A 15,809-nucleotide genomic window follows, 5' to 3' on the forward strand; every position below is an offset into this window, starting at 1 on the left:
CTCCCAAAAATTCTTTTGTTAGAGTTAGTATAAACGTTAGAGTTAACTCCATAGCAAGGTTAAATCTACTATTTATTGCCAATTTTAGCTATTATTATTAAGTTCTTTAATAATTAAGTCAGCCAATAACTCATACCCTATAGCACCAAAATGTAAACCATCATCTAATTGGCCTTGACAAAGAGTTGTTAAGCTTCCTTGCTTAGCCATTTTTTCAAAAAGGTTAATAAAATGTATTTTATAATTATTTGCTACTTGTTCCAATTCTGCTGTATAAGCAGCAACTTCATCATTAGTTCGCTTTTCCTGTTTATGCTCATCAACTGCAGGCGGAGAAATCATTATAAAATTATTTGGATAATATAAACAAACGATGCTTGAAATAATTAATGCCATGTTTTGCTTAAACTGCTCCAATGGAACCTTTTTATGCAGCGCCAAATCGTTTGTTCCAAGTAATAGAATCAACTTATCACAGTGGTCTATCTTAAGGACAAGGTCAGAAATCGAAGCAAAAAATGCACCTGAGTTAATTCTTGGTACTGTGGTATTAATCGTCTCTATATTAGAATTTTTCTTCTTTAGAGTGTAGTCAAGTCGTGGCCCTTTCAAACCTTCTTTTCTAGCAATGATGCTATCACCTGTTAAAAGCAATTTCATTTGAAGCTTCTCCAATTAAAACCAATAAAAAACTGTAGTTACAGTTAAATTGTAACTACAGTCTATTTTAATTTCTAGGATTTACTTTACTATACTTCATGTTCTTGAATTCATGAGCAGCATATTTTTTAGCTAATCCTTCAGTTCTGAAGTATTGGTTAGTAACTTCACCCACTTGAGGATGTGATTGGAATAAAACAGATTCTTTCTTTCCATCAATCACTTCGGTTTTTACAGTAAAAGCATAACCCATCTTAGTTGACTTCTCATCGACTGGACTCACAATTGTCCACTTGTCGCCGTTCATTGTCTTAGTTGTTACTCTTGCATACTTAGCAAATAAATCAGCGTTCTTTGACTTCCAAGCTCTGGACATTTGCCAAGGGTACTTTTTCGTTCCCTTAACTGTTCCAACTTCAACAGCCTTAACATGGTCATTTGCCCATGGCGTATCGAATGAATTCTTTTGAATATTCATTGGATTAGGTGTCAAATTGTTGGTGCTGTACCACTTACCACGCCAAGTTTTGGGGAAAGTATATAGTTTGTTAAAACCATATTTATTTTTCTTAACTGTGGCAGCTTGAACTTGAGCTGGTTGATTTACCAGTGCTGGTGTAGCAGTAGTTAAAGCAACTGTTGCGGCTGCAAGCATTGTTAAAATCTTCTTACTTTTCATTTTTTCGGCCTCCTGAGAACCTGAGATAATTTAATATTATATCAGTTATTTTCAACAATAAAAGTGTCTTTTGTGATTTAAATATATAATTATATATATTATTCCTGTTAACTAAAACAATTCCAAGTAAAAAGCCTCTGCAAATAGCAGAGGCTTTTTCATTTATACAGTTAAAATTAGTCTTGGTAATTTACCAAAGCTAAATATGAATCAGGTTTAAGTGATGCACCACCAACTAAACCTCCATCAATATTTGGCTTACCCATCAATTCTTTAACATTAGCTGGGTTAACTGAACCACCATATTGGATACGAACATTTTCAGCAGTTTCATCATCGTACAAGTCCTTGACAGTCTCACGGATTGTCTTGCACATTTCTTCTGCTTGTTCTGAACTAGCAGTCTTACCAGTTCCGATTGCCCAAATTGGTTCATAAGCAATAACAAGGTTTGAAACTTGTTCAGCAGTTAAACCATCCAAATCAGCTTTAATTTGGCCAACTACCCATTCTTCTTGCTTGTTAGCTTCACGAGTTTCAAGTGATTCACCACAGCAAACGATTGGAGTTACGTTATTAGCAAATAAAACTTTAGCTTTCTTGTTAATATCTTCATCAGTTTCGTGGAAGTATTCACGACGCTCTGAGTGACCAATAATGCAGTAATCGATTCCCATTTCGTTAAGAACTTTAGGAGAAGTTTCACCAGTAAAAGCACCTTCAGTTTCGAAGTAGGCATTTTCTGCACCTACATGTAATTCTGAACCTTCAGCAGCCTTTTTCAATGCATCAAGGTCAACGGCTGGAGCACAAATTACTGATTCTACTTTACTTGATTCTGGTAACTCATTTTTAATAGAAGCTACGAACTCAGCAGTTTGTTCTGGGTTCATGTTTAGTTTCCAGTTACCAGCAATAATTGGTGTACGCATTTAATTATTGTCCTTTCTGATAGCTTATTTGTCTGAAATGCAGGCAATTCCTGGCAATTCTTTACCTTCAAGGTATTCCAATGAAGCTCCACCACCAGTTGAGATGTGAGTAATCTTAGGAGCAATACCTAATTGCTTAGCAGCTGCTGTTGAGTCACCACCACCGATAATAGTAGTAGCGTCAGTCAAATCAGCTAATGCTTTACCAACTTCTAGAGTACCTTCAGCGAAGTTAGGCATTTCAAATGCACCCATTGGTCCATTCCAAACAACAGTCTTAGCATCTTTCAAGATGTCCTTGAACTTTTCAACAGTCTTAGGACCAATATCAAGACCCATCATGTTTTCAGGAATGTCGTCACCAACAACTTTACGAGCAGCATCATTTGAGAATTCAGTTGCAGCCAAGTTATCTACTGGTAAAACAATCTTACCATCTGCTTTTTCAAGCAATTCTTTAGCCAAGTCAACCTTATCTGGTTCAAATAATGACTTACCAATTTCATGACCTTGTGCTGCTAAGAAAGTATAAGCCATACCACCACCGATCAAGATGTGGTCAGACTTAGGAATCAAGTTAGTGATAACGTCAATCTTATCAGAAACCTTTGCACCACCTAAGATAGTAACAAATGGGTGAACTGGATTTGCAACAGCATCACCTAAGAACTTGATTTCCTTTTCCATTAGGAAACCAGCTGCAGCAGGCTTACCAGCCTTCTTCATTGCTTCGGCAATTCCAACATTTGAAGCATGGCTTCTATGTGCAGTACCAAAGGCATCGTTAACGTAAACGTCACCTAATGATGCCCAGTATTCACCAAGCTTAGGATCGTTTTTGCTTTCACGCTTGCCAAAGTCGTTGTCGATATCTTGGAAACGAGTGTTTTCAAGAACAACAACATCGCCATCTTGCATGTTGTTAATAGCATCTTCAACTTCTTTACCTTCGTTTTCAGGAACAAAGGTAACAGGTTTCTTCAATAATTCACTCAAACGATCAGCGATTGGTTTAAGTGATAAGTCCTTCTTGTCTGCATCTGACTTAATACGACCTAAGTGACTTAGTAAGATTGCCTTACCACCATTGTCAATAATGTAGTTAATAGTTGGAAGTGCAGCAACGATTCTGTTGTCGTCACCAATCACACCATCTTTAATAGGAACATTAAAGTCAACACGAACTAATACCTTTTTATCTTTAACATCAACGTCTGAAACGATTAATTTAGCCATCTATATCCTCCGATAACTTAATTATTTTTCTTGAAAAAAAGGCGGAAGGAAGAATTTCCCTCCGCCTTCTCTTTACTACTTATTCAGTAATCTAATTTACAGATTAAAGAGTAGCAAATTTCAACAAAGTACGAACCATTTGGCAAGTGAATGAGTATTCATTGTCGTACCAAGCAACAGTCTTAACTAATTGGTTGTCACCGGCAGTGGTTACCATAGTTTGAGTTGGGTCAAAGATTGAACCAGCAGTCATACCTACAACATCACTTGAAACGATTTCATCATCGTTGTATGCAAATGATGGGCTTTCGTATTTCTTCAATGCTGAGTTAACTTCGTCAGCAGTTACCTTCTTGTCAAGGATTGAAACTAATTCAGTCAATGAACCATCAGTAACTGGTACACGTTGTGCGTGACCGTTAACTTTACCGTTCAATTCTGGAACAACAAGACCAATAGCCTTAGCAGCACCAGTTGAGTGAGGAATAATGTTAACTGCAGCAGCACGAGCAGCACGCTTGTTACCACCACGAACAGGTCCATCCAAAAGCATTTGAGTTGAAGTGTAAGCGTGAATAGTAGTCATAGTAGCTACCTTAACACCAAATTCTTTTTGCAAAGCGTCAACCATTGGTGCCAATGAGTTAGTAGTACATGAACCAGCAGATACGATTGTGTCGCTTGCATCTAAGGTATCATCGTTTACTGAGTAAACAATAGTCTTCAAGTCGTTACCAGCAGGAGCTGAAATTAAGACTCTCTTTGCACCGGCGTCAAGGTGAGCTTGTGACTTAGCCTTGCTAGTGTAGAAACCAGTACATTCAAGAACAAAGTCAACACCATCGTTCTTAACCCATGGAATGTTTTGAGCTTGTGGTTCTGCGTATACACGGTATTTCTTACCATCTACAACGATTGAATCATCAGTAGCTGAAACTTCATGGTTGAAAGTACCATGAGTTGAGTCATACTTCAATAAGTGTGCTAAAAGTGCTGGAGTAGTCAAGTCGTTAATAGCAACAACTTCGATATCCTTTGACTTTTCGCCCAAATCCATGATTCGACGGAATGCTAAACGACCAATACGGCCAAAGCCGTTAATACCAATTTTAACTGTCATATTCTAAAGTCCTCCTTAAGAACTATAAACATCTTTTTATTTTAAATGAGAATTATTTCTCCTTTAAAATCTTCTTTGAGGCTCCCTCATCAGTAATTAACCAGGTTTGATGAGGAGCATTGGGCATATAAGCTTTGATTGCTTTGGCTTTTCTGCCACCACAAGCAAAGGCAAATATGTGAGGTATTTTGTTCAGATTTTCGAACTGCAAGCCAACCTGATGCACGCGGTCGACAATCTTACCATCGCTATCGAAAAAACACCCAAAACATTCGGTAACGACCTTTTTTTCACGCAACTCAGACAAACGAACCGAATCGTATCCTCTGCGCCGCGCCATATCTTGAGCTAGCCCTATTCCATGAATGACAACATCAGTTTTTGAAATATCTTCAAGCACATCAGCAACAGTTGATTCACGAATCAGTGACTTATAGGCTTCTGTAGAAACCTGCTCAGGTAAATATAAAGTTCTATATTTACCACCTGTTTTCAGTGCCATCTCCTGAACAATTGTATTGCTTTGAATCGCAACATTTTCACCCAGGGCACCTCTACCAGGTACAAACTCTAATTGCCGATTCTTACCTAAATTTCTAGACAAATTTTTTGCTGACTTCGCAAGTGCAGCTCCACCTAAAACAGTGATAATTGCGTGTCCTAGAGGCAAAAGCAAGTCAAGAGCTGAATTGAGTTCTTCACCCATTCGCTCATAAACAAGTTCTTGCAAGTCACTATCACCAGGAACAATAATCGTCCGTTCAATTCCAAGCTTACGAGCTAAATCAACCTCAGTCTCACGTGCATTGAATAGTCGATCAATCACCGGCGCTGCATCCTGCAACATCTTCTGACCTTTTTCTGTCATAAACATTCCAAAGCTTTTAATCTCGATTAAGCCGAGATCACGAAGATACTCCGTTTCAGTTCGAACGTTCCTTTCAGAAAGTCCTAAAGACTGAGCAACACTTCTACGCCCAATTGGGGCTTTAAGTGATATCTGCTCTAGAACAAGATATCTTTGTCGAAAAACTTTTAAAATGTCAGGAACGAGAGCTTCTAGCACAGGAATTTCCGAGTACATCGACTTCTCTCCTTCTCCTGGGACGTTTTTGACCTAGCTATTGTCATTTTTTGTCCCAGATTGTCTAAAAATATAAGAGAAACGTGAACTTATATCAATTAAATTCTTCATTCCTCAATCGACATCTATAGTATATCAACCACCCAAAAATAATTCAAGCAAAAATGAACCGATTAGAAAGTCTTAATAATTTAACTGCTTTTTCCTTAGTTTTAAGTAATAACTAAGTCTTGCTTAGCTTTTAGAACAAAAAGAATTCAATTTTTTGCTTTTTTCTGCTATACTTGTTCAAGTGTTAATTGGGTCCTTAGTGTAATGGATCGCACGTAAGATTCCGGTTCTTAAAATCTGAGTTCGACTCTCAGGGGACCCATAATTAAACAATAAAAGAGCTAAATGATTTGTTGTCATTTAGCTCTTTTTGCTTTTACGGTCTTTGTTCTAGTATTTCTTGCAATTCACTTTGATACTGACTAGCAATCTTGATTGAATCAGCGTCTGTAGCAAAATTGGCATTAAGTAAATAAACAAACACTGCGCGCATAGCAGCTTTTTTATTGGCTGCTTGCTCCCACGCAATTGATTTTTCACCTTCAAGAACAGAAGCACTGACCTCTTCGCCCCTATTAGCAGGCAAGCAGTGCATAAATTTAACATTAGGATTTTCGGTTTTTGCAATTAACTCGTCATTAACTTGATATTTAGGGTAAAAGATCTTCATGTATTCATCTTTATTCAGTTCTTGGTCATATAAGCCGTACCAAACATCCGTATAAATGAAGTCTGCGTTTTTTAAAACTGCTTCATCTTCAGATAAAGTGATTGTACCACCTGTTTTGTCAGCAATTTTTTGTGCTTTTTCTACTATTTTCTTTGGCATTTGCTTAGCTTTAGGGCCATATTGCACAAATTGCATACCCATTTGCGCACACAGATAAATTGCTGAAACAGCTATTTGCGTAGCATCCCCGACAAAAACAAGCTTTACTTCAGATAGTTTCTTACCTTCAGGCAAATACTCCTTAATGGTAATCAAATCACCTAATGCTTGAGTAGGATGATCATCATCGGTCATAAAGTTAACAACAGGTACCCGAGAATTTTGAGCTATCTCTTCAACATCTTCTTGGCTAGCCGTTCTAACTCCAATAATATCGAGCAAGTCTCCTAGAGCACGACTGGTATCCGCTAATCCTTCATGACCACCCTCGCCTAATTGAATTTGACCAGGTGCTAAATATAATGCATGGCCACCTAATTCAGTCATTGCAGCTTCAGCAGAGCAGCGCGTTCTTGTTGAGGATTGATCGAAAATCATCCCCAAACTCTTGCCCTTTAGTAATGGTGGATAATATCCATGTTCAATTGCCGCTTTTAGCTTCAAGCCCAGTTCGGCCATATATTGCATTTCAACTTGTGAAAAATTACAGCTATCAATAAAATCTCTTTTAGTCAAAAGGTTCTCCTTAATCAAAATACTTGGTTTTATCAAATTAAGATGATAACTGATATCTTTCCTTTGAAAAATGATTTTATTGAAATTATAAAAAGTCTTAAACATTGCCATACATAGCAATATTATTTTTTCACTATCTGAAAAGTTTTTTGGAATTTAAACTTGCAACAATTTCTAATCATGTTTATTGACCGCAAGGTAAATTTCCTTATCCAATTTTAAAAAAATAGTTCATCGGATCTATGCCCACCTTCTTTTAGAGCAGACTCTAAAACTTGATCTGAAAAGACCAAAACTCAAATCTTAGCGAACAGTGTCACTAAACGCTTAAGGTACATGTCATCTAAGATAACCCACTTTTATCAGTAAAACAAAAACAGTCTTCCTTTCGGAAAACTGTTTTATTCATTTTATTTTGTCTTACCAACCGTTAATTCTCCACGTTGAGCAAATTCAGCGTAAATCTTATCGCCGGAAATTGATAGACCCTCAAGCTCACGTTTTACGCGGAAACGATGTGTCTTCTTATAAGTTCCGTCTTTGGCCACTTTGAAAATGTAATCGTTAAAGCCGACGTAGAATTGGTCATGCGATGGATCATAAGTAAATCCTTGAACAGGTGAGTGATTGCTTACGAAGTTACCCTTTGTCGCACCGACTTCTTCTGGTGTCCAAGAATCACCGGTCCGCGTTACTTTCCAGTATTCATAACGGTTGTTGCCACCATTATGGAATAAGCAATACATCGTGTTATCGTCAGGGAATGTTGCATTGTGAATGTATCTTGGTGATGAACCACTCCAAATTCTGAAGCTCCAAATTTGTTTAACCATCATGTCTGACTTACGAATTTGATAAATCTCTTCAGAAGCAGTGGAATTCTTCATCTTGTTATCATTAGCAATTACATAAATATAATTTGCTGATGAGCCGATTGCTTGTCCGTGTCCAAGCTTAATGTATGGGCTGACTTTAATATGAGAGGCATATTTTTTGAAAGTTGACCATTTTAGACCTGGTAAATTCTGCGCACCATACTTGCTAACATGGTTTAAATCATATGAAACCAAGTGGCCGTACTGATCACTACTTGAATTGAAAACAGCGACTGTAAAGTTGGAGCCGCGTACCGTTATTCCTTGAGGTATCACCCCAACTTGCCCCATTTTATCAGCTGCCTTGTTGTAATCTAAACTGACAAAACGAGGTTGGAAAAACTTAGTTTTAAGAGTTAAGCCATTTGATTTAAAAGTATTTGGTCTGGTTTCAAAAGTATAATTGTGCGCTGCGTTCCAATTTCTTGAACTAGATTTTGAACTACCCTTCCAAGTAGAAACCTCTTTAGGACCATTTTTAGGCGTAATAGAAGCTTTAGTTATACCTTCATTTTTGTCAGCACGAACAGTTACTACTGTACTTGCCTTTGCATTGCCGTAACTGTAACTAACTGTTGTCGTGCCAGGGGTAGCAGAACTAACACTAGACGTTGAAACTTTAACTTTATTTGCGTTAACAGCTGTTCCCTCACTGTTTGTAGCATAGTTAATTGCATCTCTTGTATCAAATGAAAAACTAGGATTTTGTACTAGGCTTACTTTAGAAACAACTGCAATTTTGTTTCTTGCAAAAAAGTCTTGGCTGACCCAGCCAACTGTACGTCCATCAACAATAATTTTCCAAAACTTACCCTTTTTAGTATCAAGTGATTGCTTTGATTGAATTTGAGCATGCTTAAAATACTTAGTTGAAGTAAATTTACCTGATGGACCTTTTTTGCTTGCCTTATGGTAAATAGCATAGTTACCATTGCCAGCAATTTTAGTCACAGCTTTGTGGTAGCTCTTGGCATTTACTTCAGTTGTGTTACTCCCGACAAATAAGCCAGTTACCATAATTGAGCAGGCAACTAGCAACTTACTTATAAACTTTTTCTTCATTAAATTCTTTACCCTTCTAATAAAACATATATAGATAGTTTCACACTTTTAAAAAGTTAAATCAATAGAGTATTTTTAGGATTCTAACAAAAATTAGATTTTTATAATCCTCTGCGTTACAATATCAAAGTTATTACTTTTTCTGTAAGGAGAACTAGGTTATGAAAACATCGCAAGAAAATTCCAAAAAAATGATGTGGCCTACCCTAGCAACTATGGCCTTCTCAATTGTTTGGGGCTTTGGTAATGTTGTTAATGGGTTCATTTATTTTGATGGAACAAAAGTTATTCTCAGTTGGATTATTATTTTCCTTCTGTTTTTCATCCCTTATGCATTAATGGTTGGTGAGCTCGGCTCTGTCTTTCAAAATTCCGAAGGTGGAGTCTCATCATGGATTAATGCTACAATCGGTCCAAAATGGGCATACTACGCTGGCTGGACTTTCTGGGCTGTTCATGTCGTTTATATTTCTAGTAAAGGTACTGGTGGCTTAAGAGGTATGTCATGGGGTATTTTTGGCAATACCACTTGGTATGACAGTTTACCTACTACTTGTACTCAATTAGCAACGCTTGCTGTCTTTTTATTCTTCTGCTGGGTTGCTAGTCGTGGTGTGCCAGTTATTAAAACTTTGTCAACGATTGCTGGTTCCTCAATGTTCATCATGTCAATTTTATTCATTATCATGATGTATGCAGCACCAATGATTAATCCTCACGCAGGTTTTAATAGTATTAGCTGGAACTGGAAGAATTTTGTACCTGACTTTAACCTCAAGTACTTTACTTCACTATCAATTTTAGTATTCGCTGTTGGTGGTGCTGAAAAGATTTCACCATATGTAAATAAGTTGAAAGATCCCTCTCGTAACTTCCCTAAATCAATGCTAGGTTTAGCCGCAATGGTTATGATTTCCGCAATTTTAGGAACAATTGCTTTGGCAATGATGTTTGATCCTAAGGTTGTTAACGCTAATTTAAACGAATATATCTCTAACGGACCTTACATGGCCTTTGACAAGTTGGGCCAATACTACGGTGTTGGTGGATTGTTCATGTACATTTATGCTTGGTGCAACGTTATTGGACAATTCTCAGCTTTAGTAATTAGTATCGATGCTCCATTACGTATTCTATTAGGTAGTAAGGAAGCTAAAGATTACATCCCTAAAAAGCTATTGAAAGTTAACAAACACGGTGCCTACATCAACGGTATTTGGATGATTGTTTGCTTATCCGGTGGTCTAATTGTTTTACAAGCTATCATGCCAAATGCTCAAGCAGTCATGGCTCAATTAGTTAAGTTAAACTCCATCGTGATGCCAATGCGTTACCTATGGGTATTCATTGCTTACATTGCATTACGTAAGCAAGCCGCTAAGTTCCACAATGGCCAAAACTACGAAATGACTAAGCATCAATGGCTTGCATATACGCTTGGTGTTTGGGGATTAATTGTTACAGTTGCATGTTGCTTAATGGGAATGTACTCTGATGATCCATTTACATTATGCTTGAACATTGCTACCCCAATTGTTTTATTCTTACTTGGTATGATTTTACCAACGATTAAGCACCATCAAGATGCTAAAGAACAGTAAATACTAATTAAAGATTAATTAAGTCGCCTAATAAAAGGCGACTTTTTTTGTGCATTTAATGCTAAACTATACTTAATAAACTAAGGAGATGAAACCTGTGCCAAACTACTTAAAAGAAACAGAAGATTTACTACGTGAGCATAATTTGAAAGTCACCAAGCCACGGCTTAAAATCTTGAAATATCTGCGGACACATCATAATCATCCTACTGCAGCTACTATTTTTAAAGCAATTAGCGGCGACGAGCCAGCCTATCGAGCAACAGTCTACAACACACTAAACAAATTAGTTGACGCAGGCATTGTTATCGAAATTAAAAATAGTGATGATTCCATTCACTATGACTACTTTGTAGAGCCTCATTTCCACATTATTTGTAAACAATGCGATAACATAGCTGACGTCTATTATCCTGACTTTGAAGCAGTTGAAAATCGTATGCGTGCAGAAGCAGAAAAACAAACGGGCTATGTTACTTCGGCAAGTCACCTAGAAATTTTTGGTATTTGTCCTGAATGTCAAAAAAAGAAGAGCTAGATAGCTCTTCTTTTTATTTACTTTAAACGTTGCTTATTTAATTGATGTCCATGCTTACTAACAGCTCTGCGCGCTGCGCTAAGTTAACGTATAGTTTACCATCGCTAACTGAAATACCTTCAATTTCGCGACCAGTATCAAATGAATAGTGATCCTTTAAAGTTCCGTTGCGACCAATTTTGAAGATTAAATCATTAAATGCTAAGTAAAAGTTCTTATGATCCGGATCATAAGCAAAACCTTGAACAGGTGAGTTGTTATTAACAAAATTGCCATCTGTTTTACCAACTAGTTTTGGATACCAGTTGTCACCGGTACGAGTTAATTGCCAGTACTCATAGCAGTTATTCTTCGTATCATGATATACGGTGTACATTTCATAATCGTTCATGATTACTCCGTTGTGGAAGTAACGCGGACTATTTTGGTCACCTACCCAAGTTTTCATTGTCCAAATTTTGTTAATTTGTAAATCACTCTTACGGATTTGAACAATTTCTTCTGAATCGGTTGTTTCGTTTAATTTATTATTATTATTAATTACGTAGATATACTTGTCACTTGCACCCATTGCTTGACCGTGACCAATTGGGATATATGGACTAACTTTAATATGCTTAACGTAATGGTTAAAGTCTTTTTGTGACATGTCTAAAAGATGTTGAGCATTATATGGATTAGTTAACTTATTCAAGTTATAACCAACAACATGTCCAGAACTTAAATAAGTGTGGCTCAATAAACTAGTGTAAGCCCAGCCGTTTGAAACAGTTACACCTTCTGGAATATGGCCAACACGATTAATATTGTCATCGGTTGGATCCTTTACGCTAAGAAGAACCGGTTGATAAAATCTTGTCTTCAGAGTCAGATTACCACTTGTTAGAGTATGTGATTCTGTTTCAGGTGTGTATTCTGTAGGACTAATGTAATTAACTGAAGAACCATAATGTGTCTTCCATGCTTGGTGCTCATTTGTACCAGGCTGAGCAGGGAATGAATTAGTTACATCAGGATCAGCGATTCCTTCAGTAGTACTTTTTCTAACAGTTATTTTGACGCTTGCTGTCGCATCGCCATATGTATATTTAACCGTATAGGTTTTTGGAGTTGCACAAAAGATAGTCTCACGAGAAACTTTCACTTTGTTATTACTAATAACAGTACCCATGTAATTAGTTGCATACGAAATTGCATCCCGGGTAAAAAATTCATAAAACTCGTTATTAACTAAGCTAATAGTCTTAGGAACAGCAATTTGGTTTCTAGCAAAGAATTTTTCATTTACATAACCAACTTTTCGACCATTAACATAAATTCGCCAATAGCGCGCACTTTTAGTTTCAATTAGTTGGTCTGATTGAATATGGCTATATTGAAAATTAATCCCGTCAGCGACTTTTTTGCTAACTTTACCGTCTGTTACATTTGCCCAAACCTTATAGTTTTTGTTACCAGCAACTTTAGTCATCATTGCATAGCCTGTTATTACTTGTTTAGGTGTTTTCTTTTTTACTAGCGGCTGCTTATTATTCTGAGTGCCAGAGTTGGTACTACTAGAATCAGGTTGACTATTGGGGTCACCACTGTCATTTTCCTCATTGGTATTTTCACTCTGATTACCATTCTTGCTAGGAGCGGTTTGAGTTTCTCCTTGCGCTGGTTGTTGCGCTTGATTAGAGTCAGCTACAACCGGTGTAATTGCAAAGCCAGTCGACAATGCCAGTCCAGCAAGCATTGTCGTCGCAAGAATTGCAATTTTCTTAAAAAGCTTCAAAATTATTCCTCCAATATTTTAGTTTACTCTTCGTATTATATAATAAGAATGTTGTAACTTAGAATACAAAATTAATACACTTTCATTGACAGCTTTTAATGTAAGTGATTTAATTAGCACTGTACTTATTAGAGTGCTAACAAAAATGACTTTAATTTTAGGAGGTAAAAAGATGCTTGTACCTACAGTTATTGAACAAACTGCTCGTGGCGAACGCGCTTATGACATATATTCTCGTTTGCTAAAAGATCGAATTATCATGCTCAGTGGAGAAATTAATGATGACATGGCAAATACAATTATTGCCCAATTATTATTCCTTGATGCTCAAGACAACACTAAGGACATCTCCCTTTATATCAACTCACCCGGTGGTGTAATTACTTCTGGCTTAGCAATTATGGATACAATGAACTTCATTAAGTCAGATGTATCAACTATTGCAATCGGAATGGCTGCTTCAATGGCTTCCATTCTATTAACCAGTGGTGCAAAGGGTAAACGCTTTGCTTTACCTAACTCTACTGTTTTGATTCACCAACCTTTAGGTGGTGCTCAAGGTCAACAAACTGATATTCAAATTGCGGCTAATGAAATTTTAAAGAGTCGTGAAAAGATCAACAAGATTCTTCACGAAACTACTGGTCAACCACTTGAAAAGATTCAAAAAGATACTGAACGTGATAACTACTTAACTGCTGAAGAAGCAAAGGATTATGGCTTAATTGATGAAATTATGGTCAACCAAAAGAAGTAGTTAAATAATAATTAGACTAAAAAAATCTCCAAGCTAAAATAGCTCGGAGATTTTTTAGTCTTCTAATTTCTGTGCCATTTCATGGAGTTTAGCAAAACGATGATTTGCACCTGACTTTGAAATAGGTCCATCTGGAACTTGCAGAGCAATTTCTTTTAATGACAGCTCTGGATTGGCCAGCCGTAATCTTGCGATTCCCTGCAGCTTTTCTGGAATATTTTCAAGCCCGATTTTACGTTCTATTAGTTCAATATCCTCAACTTGTTTAGCAGCTGCATTGGCAGTCTTTTTCAAATTTGCCGTATCACAATTAACTAAACGATTAACCGAATTGCGCATATCACGCATAATCCTTAAGTCTTCAAAGGATAACATTGCGTTGACCGCACCAACAACATGAAGAAAATCACCAATTTTTTCTGCTTCTTTGAGATAGACTATGTAACCTCTCCTTCTACTGATTGTTTTGGCGTTAAGGTTAAAATAATGATTCATTAGTTCCAATAAATCATTGTTGTGATCTTCATAAGCAGAATATATTTCCAAATGATATCTGCTCGTTTCCGGATTATTGACACTCCCACTTGCTAAAAAAGCACCACGCAGATACGACATTGCACCTTCGCGCGAATCAATTATTCTTTTTGGTATACGCGTGATTAAACCTGAATCAGGCGCTAAAATCTCCAAATTGGTCAAAATTTCTTTAACATGATTTTGCAGGCGTACCAGATACTGGTTATTCTTCTTCAGCTTCATTTTACGCGAAACGATTAGTAACGGTTCTACACGATACGCAGTTTTTATTAAAGAAAAAATTCGTCGTGCAATTGCTGGGTTTTCAGTTGTGATATCAAGACTAAACATACGATCATGATAGTTTAAAACACCGTTCATCCGCAAAAAAGCAGCTAATTCAGCCTTTGCGTGCTCAGGATGAATTGATAAGGAGGTTAGTTCCTTCTTTACCTCACTTGCATAACTTGCCATTAGTTACTCCGTAGTCTTTCTGGTCGACATTGCCGTAAACGCACGATTAATAATCTCGTTTGCCACTTTTTCACCATCATGGAAAACAAGACCGCTTCGCTGGTCAATAAAGTCATCTGTGATTACCCGGCACCCTTGCTTTCGCAAGCCAACATAGTCATTTTTAACGGGCTCAATGTAGGCATCATAATCCTTAGGATTAAATTTTGACATGTCAATTTTGGCACCATTAACCAAAGTTGTGTTCACATAATGACCACCAAGATGCTTATTGATAACATCAACATGATCACAGTCGGAAAAGTGATCGGTCTCGCCAAGTTGGGTCATGATATTACAAATATAAATAACTTCGGCTTTTGTTTTTCTAACAGCTTCACCGAGGTTAGGTATCATCAAATTAGGAAGAATTGAAGTGAATAAGCTTCCTGGACCCAAAACAACTGCATCAGCTTGCATGATTGCGTCCAGAACAGGTGAAACAGCCTCCGGTTCTTTATTAGAATTCGTATCTGTTACCCAAACACGCTTGATTCGCTTGTCCTTGTTAGTTATTTCCTTTTCTCCCGCTTGGATTGTCCCGTCAATAAATTCCGCATTCAATGTTAACGGCTCGTTGGAAGCTGGGAAAACATGTCCATCAACACGCATCATTTTTGATAATGATTGAACGGCGTCAAAAATATTACCATGCATTTCATTTAAAGCAGCAATAATCAAATTACCTATCGCATGTCCCGAGAAAAATGAGTCTGATGAATCGAAACGGTATTGAAAAACATCTTTTTGTTCTTGTGGTATGTCGCTTAGAGAAACTAATACGTTACGAATATCACCAGGTGGAACAACATTAATGAAGTTACGAATTGTTCCAGAAGAGCCGCCATCATCTGAAACTGTTACAATTGCTGTGATTTGCGCATCTTGCTCTTTTAACGCACTCAAAACAACTGGTAGACCCGTTCCGCCACCAATTACAACAATTTTGGGTCTTCTACTTCTCGTTACCCTAATCACTTTTGAATCGCTATATGTCATATTT

At 37.1% G+C, this 15,809-nt stretch carries 14 protein-coding genes; 3 read left to right on the forward strand and 11 right to left on the reverse strand.

What is annotated here, in order from left to right:
• Positions 1 to 84: 84 nt before the first annotated feature.
• The 8 genes from H3R21_RS02545 to H3R21_RS02580 form a co-directional block, all read right to left on the reverse strand.
• Positions 85 to 660: a GDSL-type esterase/lipase family protein gene (locus tag H3R21_RS02545; RefSeq protein WP_198182771.1), complete on the reverse strand. Its 576-nt coding sequence runs from the start codon at positions 658 to 660 to the stop codon at positions 85 to 87.
• 67 nt (positions 661 to 727) lie between these two features.
• A complete protein-coding gene (locus H3R21_RS02550; RefSeq protein ID WP_198182773.1) occupies positions 728 to 1,339 on the reverse strand; it encodes a hypothetical protein in 612 nt (203 codons plus the stop codon).
• A gap of 176 nt (positions 1,340 to 1,515) precedes the next feature.
• The gene (gene tpiA / locus H3R21_RS02555) at positions 1,516 to 2,271 is read right to left on the reverse strand and encodes a triose-phosphate isomerase (protein ID WP_074425556.1); all 756 of its coding nucleotides are present in this window, start codon (positions 2,269 to 2,271) and stop codon (positions 1,516 to 1,518) included.
• Between the two features lie 24 nt (positions 2,272 to 2,295).
• Positions 2,296 to 3,507, reverse strand: a complete 1,212-nt coding sequence (gene pgk / locus H3R21_RS02560; protein WP_046306517.1) for a phosphoglycerate kinase — start codon at positions 3,505 to 3,507, stop codon at positions 2,296 to 2,298.
• A gap of 103 nt (positions 3,508 to 3,610) precedes the next feature.
• The gene (gene gap / locus H3R21_RS02565; protein ID WP_046306516.1) at positions 3,611 to 4,627 is read right to left on the reverse strand and encodes a type I glyceraldehyde-3-phosphate dehydrogenase; all 1,017 of its coding nucleotides are present in this window, start codon (positions 4,625 to 4,627) and stop codon (positions 3,611 to 3,613) included.
• A 52-nt stretch (positions 4,628 to 4,679) separates the two neighbouring features.
• Positions 4,680 to 5,711 (reverse strand): sugar-binding transcriptional regulator, encoded by a 1,032-nt coding sequence (locus H3R21_RS02570; RefSeq protein WP_198182775.1) that lies wholly within the window; start codon positions 5,709 to 5,711, stop codon positions 4,680 to 4,682.
• A gap of 427 nt (positions 5,712 to 6,138) precedes the next feature.
• The gene (gene argF, locus H3R21_RS02575; RefSeq protein WP_198182777.1) at positions 6,139 to 7,167 is read right to left on the reverse strand and encodes an ornithine carbamoyltransferase; all 1,029 of its coding nucleotides are present in this window, start codon (positions 7,165 to 7,167) and stop codon (positions 6,139 to 6,141) included.
• A gap of 410 nt (positions 7,168 to 7,577) precedes the next feature.
• Positions 7,578 to 9,104 carry an SH3-like domain-containing protein gene (locus tag H3R21_RS02580; RefSeq protein WP_198182780.1) on the reverse strand — a complete coding sequence of 509 codons (1,527 nt, stop codon included), beginning with the start codon at positions 9,102 to 9,104 and terminating at the stop codon, positions 7,578 to 7,580.
• A 161-nt stretch (positions 9,105 to 9,265) separates the two neighbouring features.
• On the opposite strand from H3R21_RS02580, the gene H3R21_RS02585 reads away from it, so the two are divergent.
• Both H3R21_RS02585 and H3R21_RS02590 read left to right on the forward strand, forming a co-directional pair.
• Positions 9,266 to 10,705: an APC family permease gene (locus H3R21_RS02585; protein ID WP_046306502.1), complete on the forward strand. Its 1,440-nt coding sequence runs from the start codon at positions 9,266 to 9,268 to the stop codon at positions 10,703 to 10,705.
• 97 nt (positions 10,706 to 10,802) lie between these two features.
• Complete coding sequence (locus H3R21_RS02590; RefSeq protein ID WP_257011560.1) at positions 10,803 to 11,243, forward strand: Fur family transcriptional regulator; 441 nt, start codon at positions 10,803 to 10,805, stop codon at positions 11,241 to 11,243.
• Between the two features lie 37 nt (positions 11,244 to 11,280).
• On the opposite strand, the gene H3R21_RS02595 is transcribed toward H3R21_RS02590, so the two are convergent.
• Positions 11,281 to 13,020, reverse strand: a complete 1,740-nt coding sequence (locus H3R21_RS02595) for an SH3-like domain-containing protein (RefSeq protein WP_232352287.1) — start codon at positions 13,018 to 13,020, stop codon at positions 11,281 to 11,283.
• A gap of 172 nt (positions 13,021 to 13,192) precedes the next feature.
• Between H3R21_RS02595 and clpP the strand changes: the two genes are divergently transcribed.
• Positions 13,193 to 13,777, forward strand: coding sequence for an ATP-dependent Clp endopeptidase proteolytic subunit ClpP (clpP, locus tag H3R21_RS02600; RefSeq protein WP_046306499.1), 585 nt, complete (start codon positions 13,193 to 13,195; stop codon positions 13,775 to 13,777).
• Between the two features lie 54 nt (positions 13,778 to 13,831).
• Here the strand turns inward: clpP and whiA are convergent, their stop codons facing one another.
• The gene (gene whiA / locus H3R21_RS02605) at positions 13,832 to 14,767 is read right to left on the reverse strand and encodes a DNA-binding protein WhiA (RefSeq protein ID WP_198182782.1); all 936 of its coding nucleotides are present in this window, start codon (positions 14,765 to 14,767) and stop codon (positions 13,832 to 13,834) included.
• Positions 14,768 to 14,770: 3 nt separating this feature from the next.
• Positions 14,771 to 15,805, reverse strand: coding sequence for a gluconeogenesis factor YvcK family protein (gene yvcK, locus H3R21_RS02610; RefSeq protein ID WP_198182784.1), 1,035 nt, complete (start codon positions 15,803 to 15,805; stop codon positions 14,771 to 14,773).
• Between the last annotated feature and the right edge of the window lie 4 nt (positions 15,806 to 15,809).

The organism is Lactobacillus sp. W8172, from assembly GCF_016102055.1.
Classification (GTDB): Bacteria; Bacillota; Bacilli; order Lactobacillales; family Lactobacillaceae; genus Lactobacillus; species Lactobacillus apis_A.

Coding starts and splice junctions, on each gene's coding strand:
- H3R21_RS02545 (WP_198182771.1), bottom strand. CDS start 660: ATGAAATTGCTTTTAACAGGTGATAGCATCATTGCTAGAAAAGAAGGT.
- H3R21_RS02550 (WP_198182773.1), bottom strand. CDS start 1,339: ATGAAAAGTAAGAAGATTTTAACAATGCTTGCAGCCGCAACAGTTGCT.
- tpiA (WP_074425556.1), bottom strand. CDS start 2,271: ATGCGTACACCAATTATTGCTGGTAACTGGAAACTAAACATGAACCCA.
- pgk (WP_046306517.1), bottom strand. CDS start 3,507: ATGGCTAAATTAATCGTTTCAGACGTTGATGTTAAAGATAAAAAGGTA.
- gap (WP_046306516.1), bottom strand. CDS start 4,627: ATGACAGTTAAAATTGGTATTAACGGCTTTGGCCGTATTGGTCGTTTA.
- H3R21_RS02570 (WP_198182775.1), bottom strand. CDS start 5,711: ATGTACTCGGAAATTCCTGTGCTAGAAGCTCTCGTTCCTGACATTTTA.
- H3R21_RS02580 (WP_198182780.1), bottom strand. CDS start 9,104: ATGAAGAAAAAGTTTATAAGTAAGTTGCTAGTTGCCTGCTCAATTATG.
- H3R21_RS02585 (WP_046306502.1), top strand. CDS start 9,266: ATGAAAACATCGCAAGAAAATTCCAAAAAAATGATGTGGCCTACCCTA.
- clpP (WP_046306499.1), top strand. CDS start 13,193: ATGCTTGTACCTACAGTTATTGAACAAACTGCTCGTGGCGAACGCGCT.
- whiA (WP_198182782.1), bottom strand. CDS start 14,767: ATGGCAAGTTATGCAAGTGAGGTAAAGAAGGAACTAACCTCCTTATCA.
- yvcK (WP_198182784.1), bottom strand. CDS start 15,805: ATGACATATAGCGATTCAAAAGTGATTAGGGTAACGAGAAGTAGAAGA.